13 protein-coding genes are annotated in these 14777 nt (G+C 64.9%); 6 read left to right on the plus strand and 7 right to left on the minus strand.

Going from position 1 to position 14777, the window contains the following annotated elements:
- The first annotated feature begins 141 nt into the window (after window positions 1-141).
- From dapE to P73_RS00270, 4 genes are all read left to right on the plus strand, one after another.
- Window positions 142-1287, plus strand: coding sequence for a succinyl-diaminopimelate desuccinylase (gene dapE, locus P73_RS00255; protein ID WP_043867951.1), 1146 nt, complete (start codon window positions 142-144; stop codon window positions 1285-1287).
- The gene (locus P73_RS00260; RefSeq protein WP_043867952.1) at window positions 1284-1709 is read left to right on the plus strand and encodes a GNAT family N-acetyltransferase; all 426 of its coding nucleotides are present in this window, start codon (window positions 1284-1286) and stop codon (window positions 1707-1709) included. The genes dapE and P73_RS00260 overlap by 4 nt, the downstream gene beginning before the upstream one ends.
- 156 nt (window positions 1710-1865) lie before the next feature.
- The gene (gene rnr, locus P73_RS00265; protein ID WP_043867953.1) at window positions 1866-4121 is read left to right on the plus strand and encodes a ribonuclease R; all 2256 of its coding nucleotides are present in this window, start codon (window positions 1866-1868) and stop codon (window positions 4119-4121) included.
- 89 nt (window positions 4122-4210) lie between these two features.
- Window positions 4211-5473, plus strand: coding sequence for a lytic murein transglycosylase (locus tag P73_RS00270; RefSeq protein WP_043867954.1), 1263 nt, complete (start codon window positions 4211-4213; stop codon window positions 5471-5473).
- Window positions 5474-5479: 6 nt separating this feature from the next.
- On the opposite strand, the gene P73_RS00275 is transcribed toward P73_RS00270, so the two are convergent.
- From P73_RS00275 to P73_RS00305, 7 genes are all read right to left on the minus strand, one after another.
- Entirely contained in the window at window positions 5480-5956 is a 477-nt protein-coding gene (locus P73_RS00275) for an RNA pyrophosphohydrolase (RefSeq protein WP_043867955.1), read from the minus strand.
- 50 nt (window positions 5957-6006) lie between these two features.
- Window positions 6007-7338, minus strand: a complete 1332-nt coding sequence (locus tag P73_RS00280) for a S41 family peptidase (protein WP_043867956.1) — start codon at window positions 7336-7338, stop codon at window positions 6007-6009.
- Between the two features lie 39 nt (window positions 7339-7377).
- A complete protein-coding gene (locus P73_RS00285) occupies window positions 7378-8511 on the minus strand; it encodes a murein hydrolase activator EnvC family protein (RefSeq protein WP_043867957.1) in 1134 nt (377 codons plus the stop codon).
- Entirely contained in the window at window positions 8508-10034 is a 1527-nt protein-coding gene (gene gpmI / locus P73_RS00290) for a 2,3-bisphosphoglycerate-independent phosphoglycerate mutase (protein ID WP_043867958.1), read from the minus strand. The genes P73_RS00285 and gpmI overlap by 4 nt, the downstream gene beginning before the upstream one ends.
- A gap of 95 nt (window positions 10035-10129) precedes the next feature.
- Window positions 10130-10600, minus strand: a complete 471-nt coding sequence (gene rlmH / locus P73_RS00295; RefSeq protein ID WP_043867959.1) for a 23S rRNA (pseudouridine(1915)-N(3))-methyltransferase RlmH — start codon at window positions 10598-10600, stop codon at window positions 10130-10132.
- Between the two features lie 7 nt (window positions 10601-10607).
- Entirely contained in the window at window positions 10608-10991 is a 384-nt protein-coding gene (rsfS, locus tag P73_RS00300; protein WP_043867960.1) for a ribosome silencing factor, read from the minus strand.
- A 153-nt stretch (window positions 10992-11144) separates the two neighbouring features.
- A complete protein-coding gene (locus tag P73_RS00305) occupies window positions 11145-12461 on the minus strand; it encodes a mechanosensitive ion channel family protein (RefSeq protein WP_043867961.1) in 1317 nt (438 codons plus the stop codon).
- A 270-nt stretch (window positions 12462-12731) separates the two neighbouring features.
- On the opposite strand from P73_RS00305, the gene leuC reads away from it, so the two are divergent.
- Window positions 12732-14153, plus strand: a complete 1422-nt coding sequence (leuC, locus tag P73_RS00310) for a 3-isopropylmalate dehydratase large subunit (RefSeq protein ID WP_043867962.1) — start codon at window positions 12732-12734, stop codon at window positions 14151-14153.
- Between the two features lie 12 nt (window positions 14154-14165).
- Window positions 14166-14771 (plus strand): 3-isopropylmalate dehydratase small subunit, encoded by a 606-nt coding sequence (gene leuD / locus P73_RS00315; RefSeq protein ID WP_043867963.1) that lies wholly within the window; start codon window positions 14166-14168, stop codon window positions 14769-14771.
- Window positions 14772-14777 lie beyond the last annotated feature (6 nt).

Here is a 14777-nt window from a genome sequence, read left to right on the forward strand (position 1 = left end):
CGGAACGTCTCGCCTATGCCACAGAGACGGGGCGCCTTTCAATCGGCTTTCGCGGCGGCGGATCGCTCCGCGCCCCGTCCACGGCCTGCATTGCCGAAGCCGGGCGGGGAGGGTAGATGTGGGCCGATGAAGGAGCTTCCGATGACGCTAGACCCCGTGCAACTGACCGCCGACCTGATCCGCTGCCCCAGCGTGACGCCGGAGGAGGGCGGTGCGCTCGTTCTGATCGGGCGCAGGCTTGCCGAGGCGGGATTCCATTGCGTCCGGGTCGATCGCAACGGCACGCCCAACCTTTTCGCGCGCTGGGGTGACAGGGCCGCACCGCGCACGCTCGGCTTCAACGGCCATACCGATGTCGTGCCCGTCGGAGATCCCGGCGACTGGACAAAGGATCCCTTCGGCGGGGAGATCAGCGACGGCATCCTCTGGGGGCGTGGTGCGACGGACATGAAATCCGGGGTCGCGGCCTTTGTCGCGGCGGCCTGCGACTATGTGGCGGGGCGAGAGCCCGGCGATACCGCGATCGTGATCGCCCTGACCGGGGACGAGGAGGGCGACGCCACCGACGGGACCGTCGCGCTTCTCGATTGGATGGCGGACCAGGGGGAAAAGATGAGCGATTGCCTCGTCGGGGAGCCGACCTGCCCGGAGAATTTCGGCGACATGATCAAGATCGGGCGGCGCGGCTCGCTCACCGCCCATTTCACCGCGCGCGGTGTTCAGGGGCACGCGGCCTATCCGCATCTGGCGAAGAACCCGGTGCCGGTCCTCGCACGGCTGATGGCGGAGCTTTCGGCGCACAGCCTCGACCAGGGCACCCGGCATTTCGATCCCTCGACGCTTGCCGTCACCACCTTCGATACGGGCAATCCTGCGACCAATGTCATTCCCGCCCAGTGTCGCGCCACGGTGAACATCCGTTTCAACGATGCCCATACGGGAGACGGGCTGTCGAACTGGCTCCGGTCGCGGGCGGCCGCCCTGAGTGCGCAGACCGGCATCGAGATCGGCCTGCGGGTCTCCATCTCCGGCGAAAGCTTCCTCACCCCGCCCGGCCGGTTCGTGGAGATCGTGTCGCATGCGGTCGAGACGGTCACGGGCCGTCGGCCCATGCTGTCGACCTCCGGCGGCACATCGGACGCCCGGTTCATCAGGTCCCACTGTCTGGTCGTGGAATTCGGGCTCGTGGGCAAGACGATGCACAAGGTGGACGAACATGTCCCGGTGGCGCAGATCACGGCGCTGAGGGATGTCTATCTTTGCCTGATCGGAGACTATTTTTCATGATCCCGCCGATTGAGAAGACCGAGGATTTCGCCGATTGCCTCGCCCTGCGGCTCGCCGTCTTCGTCGATGAGCAGAAGGTTCCTGTCGAGGAGGAGGTGGACGATCTCGATCCCGTCGCCACCCATTTCATCGCACGCGATGCCGAAGGCCGCCCGGTCGGCACGGCGCGGATCGTCGAAATCGACGGAACCGGCAAGATCGGACGTGTCTGTGTGGCGAGGGAGCATCGCGGGACCGGCCTCGGCGCGGCGCTGATCGAGGCCTGTCTGGCCGAGCTGCGCCTGCGGCCGCATCTGACGCGGGCGAAGCTGGGCGCGCAGACCCATGCCATCGGTTTCTACGCGCGCTTCGGTTTCGAACCGGTGGGCGCGGAATATCTCGATGGCGGCATTCCGCACCGCGACATGGTGATGCCATTGTGAGGTCCGCGGTCCCGGACGGGACCGGGCGCGGACCGGGGATGTTGCCGGGTGTGGACGAACTCGAGGGGCTGAAACGCCTCGGCACCGCGGCGCGAATTCCCTCCGGTCCGCGCTTTGCCAGTGGTCGGCACAGGCGGCGCATGATAGCGTCGGTACATGAGCAGCATTCCGACAAGGGACGAGATCCTTCGCTGGATTTCGGACCATCCGACCCAGACCGCGAAACGCGACATCGCCAAGGCCTTCGGGATCAAGGGAGCCGCGCGCATCGACCTGAAGCGTGTCCTCAAGGAGCTTGAGGACGAAGGCCACCTTCAGAAACGCCGCAAGACCTATCGCGACCGTGAAAAGCTGCCGCCCGTGTCGGTCCTTTCCGTGCTCGCGCCCGATGCCTCGGGCGATCTCTTCGCCAAGCCGCTCGAATGGGCGGGCGAGGGGCCGGAGCCGCGGATCCTTCTGATGCTGCGCGAAAGCGATCCGGCCGTGGGCGAAGGCGAACGTATCCTGGCCAAGCTTCAGGAGGTGACGGATGAGGATCATCAGTACCAGGCCCGGCTGATCCGCAAGATCGGATCGAACCCGCGCAAGATCCTCGGCGTTTTCCGCAAGTCGGCGGAAGGCGGGCGGGTCGTACCCATCGACAAGGGCAACGACAAGGACTGGCTCGTGCGCGCGGGGCAGGAGCAGGGCGCGAAGGACGGCGAACTGGTCGAGGCCGAGCAGGCCGGGCCGAAAAACCGCCTTGGGCTGCCGCAGGCGCGGGTGATCACGCGGCTTGGCGACCCGAGCGAACCCAGGGCCGTCTCCCTCATCGCGATCCACCAGCACGGCATTCCCGACGACTTTCCCGACGCTGTGATCGCGGAGGCGGATGCAAGGAAACCGGCGGGGCTCAAGGGGCGCGAGGACCTGCGCGACTTGCCGCTCGTGACCATCGACCCGGCGGATGCCCGTGACCACGACGACGCGGTCTGGGCCGAATACGACCCGGATCCGAAGAACGAGGGCGGTTTCGTCCTCTGGGTCGCCATTGCGGATGTGGCTTATTACGTTACGCCCGGTTCCACGCTCGACCGTGAGGCGTGGAAGCGCGGGAATTCCACCTATTTCCCCGACCGGGTCGTGCCGATGCTGCCCGACCGGCTGTCCGGCGATCTGTGCTCGCTGCACGAAGGCGTGCCGCGCGCCTGCCTCGCTGTGCGCATGGTGATCGACGCCGAGGGCAGGAAGCTGTCGCACCGGTTCATGCGCGGTCTGATGCGCTCGGCGGCGACGCTCAGCTATGCCGAGGTCCAGGCGGCGCGCGACGGCCAGCCGAACGACAGATGTGCGCCGCTCATGGAGAGTGTCATCACGCCGCTTTACGGTGCTTACGAGGCGCTCGCACGGGCCAGAAAGGCACGGCAGCCTCTGGATCTCGACCTTCCCGAACGCAAGATCGTGCTGGGCGAGGACGGACGGGTGAAATCGGTCGCGCTCGCCGAACGCCTCGATGCCCACCGGCTCATCGAGGAATTCATGGTCCTCGCCAATGTCGCGGCGGCGGAAGAACTGTTCCATCGCAACCGGCCGCTTCTCTACCGCGTTCACGAGGAGCCTTCGCTCGAAAAGCTCGACGCGCTGCGCGAGGTGGCGCAGGCCTCCGGCTTCACGCTCGCGAAGGGTCAGGTGATCCACACATCCCATCTCAACAAGCTTCTCGCGCAGGCCGAGGGGACGGATCACGACGAGCTCATCAACATCTCCACCCTGCGTTCCATGACGCAGGCCTATTACCATCCGGAGAATTTCGGCCATTTCGGCCTCGCGCTGCGCTCCTATGCGCATTTCACCTCGCCGATCCGGCGTTATGCGGACCTGATCGTGCACCGCGCGCTGATCTCCGCACATGGCTGGGGCAAGGACGGGTTGTCCGCCGAGGATACCGAGAGGCTCGAAGCCACGGCAAAGCACATTTCGGAGACGGAGCGCCGTTCCATGACGGCGGAACGGGACACCACGGACCGTTACCTCGCCGCCTATCTCAGCGAACGGGTCGGAAACGAGATGACCGGCCATATCTCTGGCATTCAGAAATTCGGCGTCTTCGTCAAGCTGGACGAGACCGGTGCGGACGGGCTCGTGCCGGTGCGAAGCCTCGGGGCTGAATTCTTTCACTACGATCCGAAGGAACAGACGCTCATGGGGGCGGATACCGGTACGGTGATATCCGTCGGGCAAAAGGTCGTGGTGCGGATCGCGGAGGCCGTTCCGGTGACCGGCGGACTCGAGCTCGAACTTCTCTCGGTCGAGGGGGCGAGCCTGCCGCGTGGTCCGCGACGGGCAAAGGCCGGCGTGGTGCGGCGCAAGGTCAACAAGAACAAGGCGAGGCGGGACAAGACGCGCAGGAAGGTCGAACGCCGCCGGCGATAGCAAGAATTCGCCGGTGCGTGTTTTGTCTGCTTCATGGATGCGGGATCTTCGGTTTACGCTTTGAAAAATACATCGGAGCAGGTCAAAAAATGCGAGCAGTTTCTCTTTCCCTCACCGGTATTGCCTTGTCCTTCGGCATTGTCGCAGCCAAGGCGCAACCGGTCGATTACACCCCGACACTCCCCGGCCAGATGAAAGGGCAGACGAACATGCACCTCGCATCTGCTTCCGCCGAGGCGGGTTTCCAGTCCTGGATCGCGGGATTCCGCAGCCGCGCCCTGCGCGAGGGAATCTCCGCCACCACCTTCGACCGGGCCTTTCGGGGCGTGCACTACAATTCGGACGTGATCGCAAAGGACCGGCGGCAGTCCGAATTCACCAAGCAGATCTGGGATTATCTCGACAGTGCCGCCTCCCCCACACGGGTCAGCAACGGTCAGGCGGCGATGCGGAAATATGCCGCCGTGCTCGACGGGGTCGAGCGGGTCTATGGCGTGGACAAATACGTGGTCGCGGCGGTCTGGGGACTGGAAAGCGCCTATGGCGAGCATCGCGGCGACGTCCATATCATCGAGGCGATGGCAACCCTTGCCTATGACGGGCGGCGCGGATCGTTCTTTGAGAGCCAGCTCATCGCGGCGCTGAAGATCCTTCAGGCAGGCGACACGACGCCCGCGCGGATGACGGGGAGCTGGGCCGGCGCGATGGGGCACACGCAGTTCATCCCGACCTCCTTCCTCGCCTTTGCGGTAGACGGAAACGGGGATGGAAAGCGCGATATCTGGTCCGACGACCCGACCGACGCGCTCGCCTCGACCGCGGCCTATCTGGCGCGGCACGGCTGGAACAAGGGGCAGCCATGGGGTGTCGAAGTGCGGCTTCCCTCCGGGTTCGACTACAGCTCGGCGCGGCGCGATGTCATGCGCTCCCCGGACGACTGGGCGCGGCTCGGCGTCGTCGGGATCGACGGGCGCCCGGTGCCGAATTACGGGCGTGCCTCGATCCTCCTGCCCGCGGGAGCGCAGGGCGCAGCCTTCATGATCTTCGACAATTTCGCGGTGATCGAACGCTACAACAAGGCGGATGCCTATGTGATCGGCGTCGGACATCTGTCGGACCGGCTGAGGGGTGGCCCCGCGATCCAGGCCTCCTGGCCGCGCGGATATGCGCCCCTGTCGTTCAACGAGAAGAAGCAGATGCAGCAGCTCCTGACACGCCGCGGATTTCTCGATGACAAGATCGACGGCATCATCGGTCCGAATACGGTCAATGCCATCCGCGCCTTCCAGCGCTCGATCGGCGTGACGCCGGACGGCTATCCGTCGCAGGAGCTGATGCGTCACCTGCGCTGAGGCGGCTCACGCCAGAGAGGCGGAGAATTCCCGGACAATTTCCTCGTAGATATCGCGCTTGAACGGCACGATATCGGACAGAAGGCCGGCCCTGTCCGTCCATTTCCAACGCGAGAATTCGGGGTGATCGGTCGCGATGTCGATCGCCTCCTCCGGCCCCGTGAGGCGCAGCAGGAACCAGAGCTGCCTCTGCCCCTTGTATTTCCCGTTCCAGACCTTGCCGAGAAGGTGATCGGGCAGGTCATAGGTCAGCCAGTCGGCCGTGCGCGCGAGCACCTCGACCTGTTCGGAGCCGAGGCCGATCTCTTCGCCCAGTTCGCGCAGCGCCGCCTCCTGCGGCTCTTCGCCCGCGTCGATCCCGCCCTGTGGCATCTGCCAAGCGCCGGGCGTGTCGATGCGCTCCCCGACGAAGATGCGACCCTCCCCGTCTGTCAGGACGATCCCGACGCAGGGACGATAGGGAAGATCGGAAAACTCAGTCATGGAAGTCTCTCTTGCGGTGGAAAAGGGGCACCCTTTGGGCGCCCCGGCAGTCACTGGCCGATCTTCGACAGGCCCTTGAGAAGATCCACCGCGTAGGCGAGCTGGAAATCCTCGTCGCGCAGTTTCGCGGCCTCATCGGCGGCGGTGCGTTCCTCTTCGATCTTCCGGCGCTGGTCTTCGGTCAGGCTGTCGTTGTTGAGCGCGCCGCGCAGGTCGGCCTCGGACCGCAGACGGGGCGCGGTCGACTCTTCGGCCGTCTCCTCTTGCGGCTGGCGCGGCGGCTGTTCGACGACGATGTCGGGAGAGATGCCGAGCGCCTGGATGGAGCGGCCGGAGGGCGTATAGTAGCGGGCCGTCGTCAGCCGCATCGCCCCGTCGGACCGAAGCGGCATGACTGTCTGGACCGACCCCTTGCCGAAGGATTTCGTGCCGATGACCACGGCGCGGTGATGATCCTGGAGCGCGCCCGAGACGATTTCGGAGGCCGAGGCGGAGCCGCCGTTGATCAGCACCACGAGTGGCTTGCCCTGTGCGAGATCGCCCTCGGTCGCGTTGACGCGTTCGCTGTCCTCGGGATTGCGGCCGCGGGTGGAGACGATCTCTCCCTCCTGGAGGAAGGCGTCGGAGACCTTGATCGCCTGGTCGAGCAGGCCGCCGGGGTTGTTGCGCAGGTCGACGACGAACCCGTCGACATTATCGAGCCCGCCGAGCTCCTCGACACCCTTGTTCAGCTCGGCCTGGAGATTGGGATAGGTCTGGTCGTTGAAGGTCGTGACGCGCAGCACGACGGCATTGCCTTCGACGCGGGACCGCACGGCGGTGAGCTTGATCGTGTCGCGCACGATCGAGACGTCGAACGGCTCGTCGGTTCCCTCGCGCACGATGGTGATGACGATCTCGGAGCCGACCGGCCCGCGCATCAGGTCCACCGTCTCGTCCAGCGTCAGACCGAGAACGCTCTCCCCGTCCACATGGGTGATATAGTCGCCCGCCTCGATCCCGGCGATGTCGGCGGGAGTACCGTCCATCGGCGCAACGACCTTGACGAAGCCTTCCTCCTGCGTGACCTCGATGCCGAGACCGCCGAAGGAGCCGGAAGTCTGCACCCGCATGTCCGCCGCATCTTCGGGCGAGAGGTAGGAGGAATGCGGATCGAGCGAGGAGAGCATGCCGTTGATGGCGGCCTCGACCAGGTCCTTCGCGTCGACCTCCTCGACATATTGCGCGCGGATCCGCTCGAAGACGTCGCCGAACAGGTCGAGCTGCTCGTAGACATTGTTCGATTTTCCGGCGTCCTGCGCCAGAAGCGGACCGGCGAACTGTGTCGAGATCAGAGTGCCGGCAAGAACGCCCGCCACGCCCGCCATCATGTATTTCTTCATTTCCGTTCCTCTCCGGCCCGGACTCGGACCATCATCGCGTCAAAGCGGAGCGTTTGCGAACCACCGCTCGGGATTCACGGGCTTCCCGCCTTCTCTTATCTCAATATAAAGCGTCTCGGACAGCGCTGCGCCAGTGCCCTGGACGGCATTTTCGACGAAGTCGTCGAGATCGGGCGAGGCGCCGCCCATCAGGCCGACCGCCGTTCCGGCCGGCACCACCGCGCCGACGTCACCATAGACCTCATCGAGACCCGCCAGAACCAGCAATACGTCATTTGCAGGTTCAAGCACGATCACGTTTCCGTAGTCGAGAAACGGCCCCTTGTAGCGTACTGTCGCCGGCCATGGTGTCGTCACCAGGGTGAGCGGACGTGTCGCCCAGAGCCAGCCGGGACGCGCCACGCCTGCGCCGTCCTCTTCCTCGTAACTGCGCACCAGCCTGCCCGGTGCGGGCATCGGCCAATTGCCCATGTCCTCCTTGAAGGAGGGCAGGGGGGCGATCCCGTCCACCACGTCCATGACGGCAAGCCCGGATGCGAAGGCTTCGAGCGTCGCGGAACTGTCGATCAGGGTCTGCATCCGTTCGGGATCGGTCGTGAAGCGGTGCGGCAGATCGGTCCGGTCGGACATCGCCTGCGACAGCTCCGTGCGCGCCCGCTGCACTTCGGAGAGCCCGCGCGAAAGGGTCTGAAGCGCCTCGTCCTGCAACTCGCGCAGGATCTGCACCTCCTGAAGCTTGACCCGGAGATCCTCCGCCTGCGCCTGCATCGCGGGCGTGACCGAGGAGACCAGCATACCCGCCCGCGCCTGGCCCAGCGGACCGTCGGGATGGACCAGCGCCTCGGGCGAGGCGTCCGGCTTGAGGTTGATGAGAATGCCGAGAAGGGCGGCGACCTGTCCGCTCTCGTCCTCGAATTCGCGCGCGATCTCCGCCTCGCGCAGCGAGACCTGGCGCAGCCCCGCGCGCATCGCCTCGAGCCCTTCCTCATAGGCCTGCACGACGCCGGTCAGTGCCTTGACCCGGTCTGTCGCGGATTGTGCGGCCTCGAGCTTTTCATGCGCCGCATCGAACTGTGCAAGCGCCGTCTCGGCCAGTGCGGCAGGGCTGTCCTGCTGCGCGGCAAGCGGCGCGCCGGCAAGCGCAAGTCCCAAAACGGCTGCAAGCAGTCTCATCTGACGATCAGGCTCTGGCCGGTCATCTCCGCGGGCTTGTCGAGGCCCATGAGATCGAGGATCGTCGGGGCCACATCCGCGAGCCGTCCGCCATCGCGCAGGCGGCTTCCTTCGGGACCACCGAATATGATCACGGGTACGGGATTCGTGGTATGCGCCGTGTGCGGTCCCCCCGTCACCGGGTCGATCATCGTCTCGCAATTGCCGTGATCGGCGATCACCACCATCGCACCGCCGACCCTTGCGAGCGCGGCGACAACCTTCGCGAGTCCCTGATCCACCGCCTCGCAAGCCTTCTCCGCCGCCTCCAGAGATCCGGTATGTCCCACCATGTCGGGATTGGCATAATTGGTGACGATGAGGTCATAGCCCTTTTCGATCGCCTCGACGAATTTCTCCGTCACCTCGGGCGCGCTCATCTCCGGCTGGAGATCGTAGGTCGCCACCTTCGGCGATTTCGGCATGAAGCGGTCCTCGCCCACCTCCGGCTCTTCCTTGCCGCCGTTCAGGAAGAAGGTGACATGCGGATATTTTTCCGTCTCGGCGAGCCGGAACTGCGTCAGACCTTTCTTTGCCACCCATTCGCCGAGCGTGTTGACGAGCTCGCGTTTCGGATAGGCGGTGGCCATGTAGGCGTTGTGCCCGGCCGAATATTCCACCATGCCGAGCAGTGCGGCATACTGCGGGCGCTCTCCCGTTTCGAATTCCGCAAATCCGGGCTCCCCGATGGCACGGAGAATCTCGCGCGCGCGGTCGGCGCGGAAGTTGTTGCAGAAGAAGCCGTCGCCGTCCTTCACGCCCGTATAGCCGCCGATCACCGTCGCCCTGATGAACTCGTCGCTCTCACCGCGGGCATAGGCGTTGCTTACCGCCTCCTGCGCGGTGACAGCCGTCTCGACGCCCGTTCCGTCGACCATCGCGCGATAGGCCTGCGCGACACGTTCCCAGCGATTGTCGCGGTCCATGGCGTAATAGCGACCGATCACTGTGCCGACCGTCGCACCCTCCGGCAGCCGGGCGACGAGATCGGGGATGAACCGGTCCGCCGATTTCGGCGCCACGTCCCGCCCGTCGGTGATCGCGTGGATCACCACCGGCACGCCGTGGTCGGTGATCATCCGTGCCGCCGCGAGCGTGTGGTCGATATGCCCGTGCACCCCGCCATCCGAAATCACGCCCATGAGATGCGCGGTCCCTCCCGCGGTTTTCACCGCTTCGATGAAGGCGAGGATCGGCTCGTTCATGAAAAACGAGCCGTCCTCGATCGCGAGGTCGATCTGTCCGAGATCCATCGCCACGACCCGGCCGGCGCCGATATTCGTGTGCCCGACTTCCGAATTTCCCATCTGGCCGGTCGGCAGGCCGACATCGGGGCCGAAGGTGATCAGCGTGCTCGAGGGGCAGTCGGCCATCAACCGGTCGAAGGTCGGCGTCTTCGCCAGAACCGGCGCATTGGCCGTCTCGGTGGGGCCGATGCCCCAGCCATCGAGAATGCAGAGAACGACGGGTTTCGGTGCGGCCATAACGGGCTCCTTCGTAATCATTCGCTCACCTTCTAGCGCGCTCGCCGCGCCGGGTGAACCTCTCCCGCTTGGTCGAGGCAAAAATACTCCGGGGGTCAGGCCCGATGATAGGGCGATCCGGCCAGGATGGACGCGGCGCGGTAGAGCTGTTCGCTCAGCATCACGCGGGCGAGCATATGCGGCCAGACCATCTTTCCGAGCGAAACGGAAAAATCCGCCCGTGCCCGCAGGCTGGGGTCGATCCCGTCCGCACCGCCGATGACGAAGGTCAGGTCCGAACGTCCGGCATCGCGCCATCCGGCGAGTTTTTCCGCGAAATCCGGGGATGAAAGGATCTGTCCGCGTTCGTCCATCGTCACGAGCACGGCGCCTTTCGGGATGGCGCGCTCCAGAAGCTGCGCCTCCGCCGCCATGCCGCCGCCCTTTCTGTCCTCGATTTCCGACACGGTCAGAGGGCCGAGGCCAAGGGCGCGCCCGGTGCGGTCGAACCGGGTGGTGTAGTCGTCGATCAGCGCCGCCTCCGGGCCGGAACGGAGCCGGCCCACGGCGCAAATGCTCACCTTCATCGGGCTCTCAGGACGTCTTTCCGGCCATCGCGGCCTTCGCCTCTTCGGGCGACATCCACATCTTTTCGAGCTGATAGAAATCCCGCACTTCCGGGCGGAAGATGTGGACGATCACATCGCCCGCGTCGATCAGGACCCAGTCGCCCTGATCCTTGCCCTCCACGCGGCTGAAGACGCCGTGATCCTGCTTGAGGCTGTCGGCGAGCTTTTCCGCCATGGCGCTGACCTGGCGGGTCGAGCGACCGGAGCAGATGACCATGTAATCCGCGACCTCCGACTTGCCGCGCAAGTCGATGGATACGAGGTCTTCGGCCTTGTCCTGATCGAGGGAGTGCATGATGAAGTCCAGAAGTTTCTGGCCTCCGAACGGGTGCGGCGCGGTTTCCGTCATGGACGCGTCCGACGATGCGGCCTTGCCGGCCGCGCTTTGAACGTGAGACAGGACATAGTCCTCCTTCGCTACGCGCCGACAGGCCCCGGCGCTGGGCATGCCCCTAAGGTAACATCGGCGGGTCCAAATCTCAATGTTCCGCCCTCCCCGTCTTCAATCTATCGTCTTCGTGGCCAGAGTCGAGCCGTCGAGTATCCGGACCTCGCGCTGCGGGAAGGGGATCGAGATGCCGTGTTCCTTGAACGCATCCCAAAGCGAGAGATAGACATTGCCGCGCACATTGGTGAGCCCGCCGGAGGGATCGGTGATCCAGAAACGCAGGATGTAATCCACCGAACTGTCGCCGAAACCGACGATGTGACAGACCGGCGGGCGCGAGGCGAGCACCCGGTCCACGCTGGCTGCCGCAGCGATCGCCACCCGGCGCACGAGATGCGGATCGTCGCCGTAGGCGGTGCCGAAATGAATGTCGAGGCGCACGAAATCATTCGTGTGCGACCAGTTCACCACCTGGTTCGTGATGAGATCCTCGTTCGGGATCAGGTATTCCTTTCCGTCCCGCGTGGTGATCGAGGCGTAGCGCGCGCCTAGCGTGTTGATCCAGCCGAACGTGTCGCCGAGCGAGATCACGTCGCCGGGCTTGATCGACTTGTCGAGCAGGATGATGACACCCGAGACGAGGTTGGAAACGACCTTCTGGAGACCGAAGCCGAGGCCGACGCCGACGGCGCCCGAAAGGACCGCAAGCCCGGTGAGGTCGAAGCCCACCGCCTTCAACCCGATGAACAGCGCCGCCCCGTAAAGCGAGACCTGCACGACCTTAATGATCAACTCGCGCATGGAGGGGGAAATGTCTTCGTTGCGCCGGATTCGGGTCGACGTCTGGCTCGCGCCGAGCCGAGCGACCGTGACGAGGATCGCGGTGACGACGAGCGCCTTCAGCACCGAGAAGGCGGAAAGCCGGAAGTCGCCGAAGCGGATCGCGAGACTGTCGAGGGCCTGCGCGGTCTCGTCGAGCCCACCGAAGAAATAGAGCGTCACATAGATCCACAGGCTCCAGCGCGTCACCCGTCTGAGCGCGCGGTTGCGCATGAGCTGGACGAGGAATTCGACCGCGATCCAGGCGGAGACGACGCGCGCGAGGATACCGATGAGATAGGAGCGGGAGGGCCAGGTCACCTCGTGCAGCGCGAGGAAAATTACCCAGAGCAGGACGGCCCAGACGATGAAGGTCAGCCGTTTCTCGATCGCCAGGAGATACCGAAGCTGCCATTTCGGGCGGCCTTCGAGCCCGCGCATCCATCTGCGCATCCGCGTCCTGCAAAGGCGCCCCAGCACGACTGCGAGCGCGAGCGCGACGAGCACCACGACGATCTGGTAGAGATTCCAGCGTCGCAACAACCCTTCAAGGAAGGCCAGGACGGCCCCGCCGGTTTCGTTGACGACGTCGGGAAATTGCGTGGGGTCCAATGCCGTGCCTCCTCGCCCGAGAGTGGCACAGCCACGGCTCGGCGGGCAAGTGCTGCCATATCTCTTGCAGGACTCGCTGCCAGCGGTTATTTGAGCGGGATGGAACGAATGTTCGAGATCACTGATCGCGCCTGGCTCCCGTGGCGCTTCCACGGTGCGATGCGCTCCGTTCTAGCCCGACTTTGACGTCAGGGCTCCTTTCGGCTTTCGGCCTGCGCGGCGGGCCGGCACTGACATTCCATATTTCACGACAATCCACGGGAGAGCGAAATGACCGCCCCGAAGACACTCTATGACAAGATCTGGGACGCCCATGTCGTCCACGAGCAGGAGGACGGAACCTGTCTGCTCTATATCGACCGCCATCTGGTCCACGAAGTGACCAGCGCACAGGCGTTCGAGGGGCTGCGCATGGCCGGCCGCAAGGCGCGCGCGCCGAAGAAGACCATCACCGTGCCGGACCATAACGTGCCGACCACGACCGACCGCATCAACGGCGTGATCGAGAACGAGGACAGCCGCATCCAGCTCGAAGTGCTGGAAAAGAACGCCAAGGATTTCGACCTGGTCTATTATCCGGTGGACGATATCCGCCAGGGCATCGTGCATATCATCGGGCCGGAACAGGGCTGGACCCTGCCGGGCATGACCGTCGTCTGCGGGGACAGCCACACGGCCACCCACGGCGCCTTCGGGGCGCTCGCGCATGGCATCGGCACGTCCGAGGTGGAGCATGTGCTGGCCACCCAGACGCTGATCCAGAAGAAATCCAAGAACATGAAGGTGGAGATCACCGGCAAGCTCCGGCCCGGCGTGACCGCCAAGGACGTGACGCTCTCCGTCATCCGCGCGACGGGGACGGCCGGCGGCACCGGTCATGTCATCGAATATTGCGGCGACGTCATCCGCGACATGTCGATGGAAGGCCGCATGACGGTCTGCAACATGGCCATCGAGGGCGGTGCGCGCGCCGGTCTGGTGGCGCCTGACGAGACCACCTTCGAATACGTCAAGGGTCGCCCGCATACGCCCAAGGGCGCGCAATGGGAGACCGCGCTGGCCTGGTGGAAGACGCTCTACACCGACGAAGGTGCGCAGTACGACAAGGTCGTCACCATCCGCGGCGAGGATATCGAGCCGGTCGTCACCTGGGGCACCTCGCCCGAGGATGTCCTGCCGATCACCGGCACCGTGCCCGCGCCCGAGGATTTCAAGGGCGGCAAGGTCGAGGCGGTCAAGCGGTCGCTCTCCTACATGGGCCTGACCCCCGGCATGAAGCTGACCGACATCGAGATCGACACGGTCTTCATCGGCTCCTGCACCAACGGGCGGATCGAGGATCTGCGCGCCGCGGCGGAAATCCTGAAGGGCCGCAAGATCAAGGATGGCATCCGCGCCATGGTTGTGCCCGGCTCTGGCCTCGTCCGCGCGCAGGCCGAGGAAGAGGGCATCGCCCAGATCTTCATCGACGCGGGATTCGAATGGCGCATGGCGGGTTGTTCGATGTGCCTCGCGATGAACCCCGACCAGTTGGCGCCTGAAGAGCGCTGCGCCTCCACCTCGAACCGTAACTTCGAGGGCCGTCAGGGCTACAAGGGCCGGACCCATCTGGTGAGCCCCGCCATGGCCGCTGCCGCCGCGGTCACCGGTCGTCTGACCGATGTCCGCGAACTGATGACCGAAGACGCATAAGGAGGCCTGACAATGGAAAAGTTCACCAAGCTCACCGGCATTGCGGCGCCCATGCCGCAGGTCAATGTCGACACCGACATGATCATCCCCAAGCAGTTCCTGAAGACCGTCAAGCGCTCGGGCCTGGGCGTGAGCCTGTTCAAGGAAATCCGCTATGACAGCGAGGGCAACGAGCTTCCCGATTTCGTGCTGAACAAGCCGCAGTATCGCGAGGCGCAGATCCTGGTCGCGGGCGACAACTTCGGCTGTGGCTCGTCGCGTGAGCATGCTCCGTGGGCACTTGCGGATTTCGGGATCAAGGTCATCGTGTCGACCAGCTTCGCCGACATTTTCTACAACAACTGCTTCAAGAACGGCATGTTGCCGATCGTGCTGCCGCAGGATGCCGTGGACGTGTTGATGAAGGATGCCGAGAAAGGCTCCAACGCGCGGATGATCGTCGATCTGGAAAACCAGACGGTCACCACCTCGGACGGCGAGGCGTTCCATTTCGATCTGGACCCGTTCAAGAAGCACTGCCTGCTCGAAGGGCTCGACGACATCGGTCTGACGATGGAGCATGTCGGCGAGATCGACGCCTACGAGGCCGGCATGGCGCAGTCGCGTCCCTGGGTCTGACCCGGT

This window comes from Celeribacter indicus (genome assembly GCF_000819565.1).
GTDB lineage: Bacteria > Pseudomonadota > Alphaproteobacteria > Rhodobacterales > Rhodobacteraceae > Celeribacter > Celeribacter indicus.

Bases quoted from the DNA above. Each gene is read 5' to 3' on its own strand.
- dapE (WP_043867951.1), top strand. From the start codon at position 142: ATGACGCTAGACCCCGTGCAACTGACCGCCGACCTGATCCGCTGCCCC.
- P73_RS00260 (WP_043867952.1), top strand. From the start codon at position 1,284: ATGATCCCGCCGATTGAGAAGACCGAGGATTTCGCCGATTGCCTCGCC.
- rnr (WP_043867953.1), top strand. From the start codon at position 1,866: ATGAGCAGCATTCCGACAAGGGACGAGATCCTTCGCTGGATTTCGGAC.
- P73_RS00270 (WP_043867954.1), top strand. From the start codon at position 4,211: ATGCGAGCAGTTTCTCTTTCCCTCACCGGTATTGCCTTGTCCTTCGGC.
- P73_RS00275 (WP_043867955.1), bottom strand. From the start codon at position 5,956: ATGACTGAGTTTTCCGATCTTCCCTATCGTCCCTGCGTCGGGATCGTC.
- P73_RS00280 (WP_043867956.1), bottom strand. From the start codon at position 7,338: ATGAAGAAATACATGATGGCGGGCGTGGCGGGCGTTCTTGCCGGCACT.
- P73_RS00285 (WP_043867957.1), bottom strand. From the start codon at position 8,511: ATGAGACTGCTTGCAGCCGTTTTGGGACTTGCGCTTGCCGGCGCGCCG.
- gpmI (WP_043867958.1), bottom strand. From the start codon at position 10,034: ATGGCCGCACCGAAACCCGTCGTTCTCTGCATTCTCGATGGCTGGGGC.
- rlmH (WP_043867959.1), bottom strand. From the start codon at position 10,600: ATGAAGGTGAGCATTTGCGCCGTGGGCCGGCTCCGTTCCGGCCCGGAG.
- rsfS (WP_043867960.1), bottom strand. From the start codon at position 10,991: ATGACGGAAACCGCGCCGCACCCGTTCGGAGGCCAGAAACTTCTGGAC.
- leuC (WP_043867962.1), top strand. From the start codon at position 12,732: ATGACCGCCCCGAAGACACTCTATGACAAGATCTGGGACGCCCATGTC.
- leuD (WP_043867963.1), top strand. From the start codon at position 14,166: ATGGAAAAGTTCACCAAGCTCACCGGCATTGCGGCGCCCATGCCGCAG.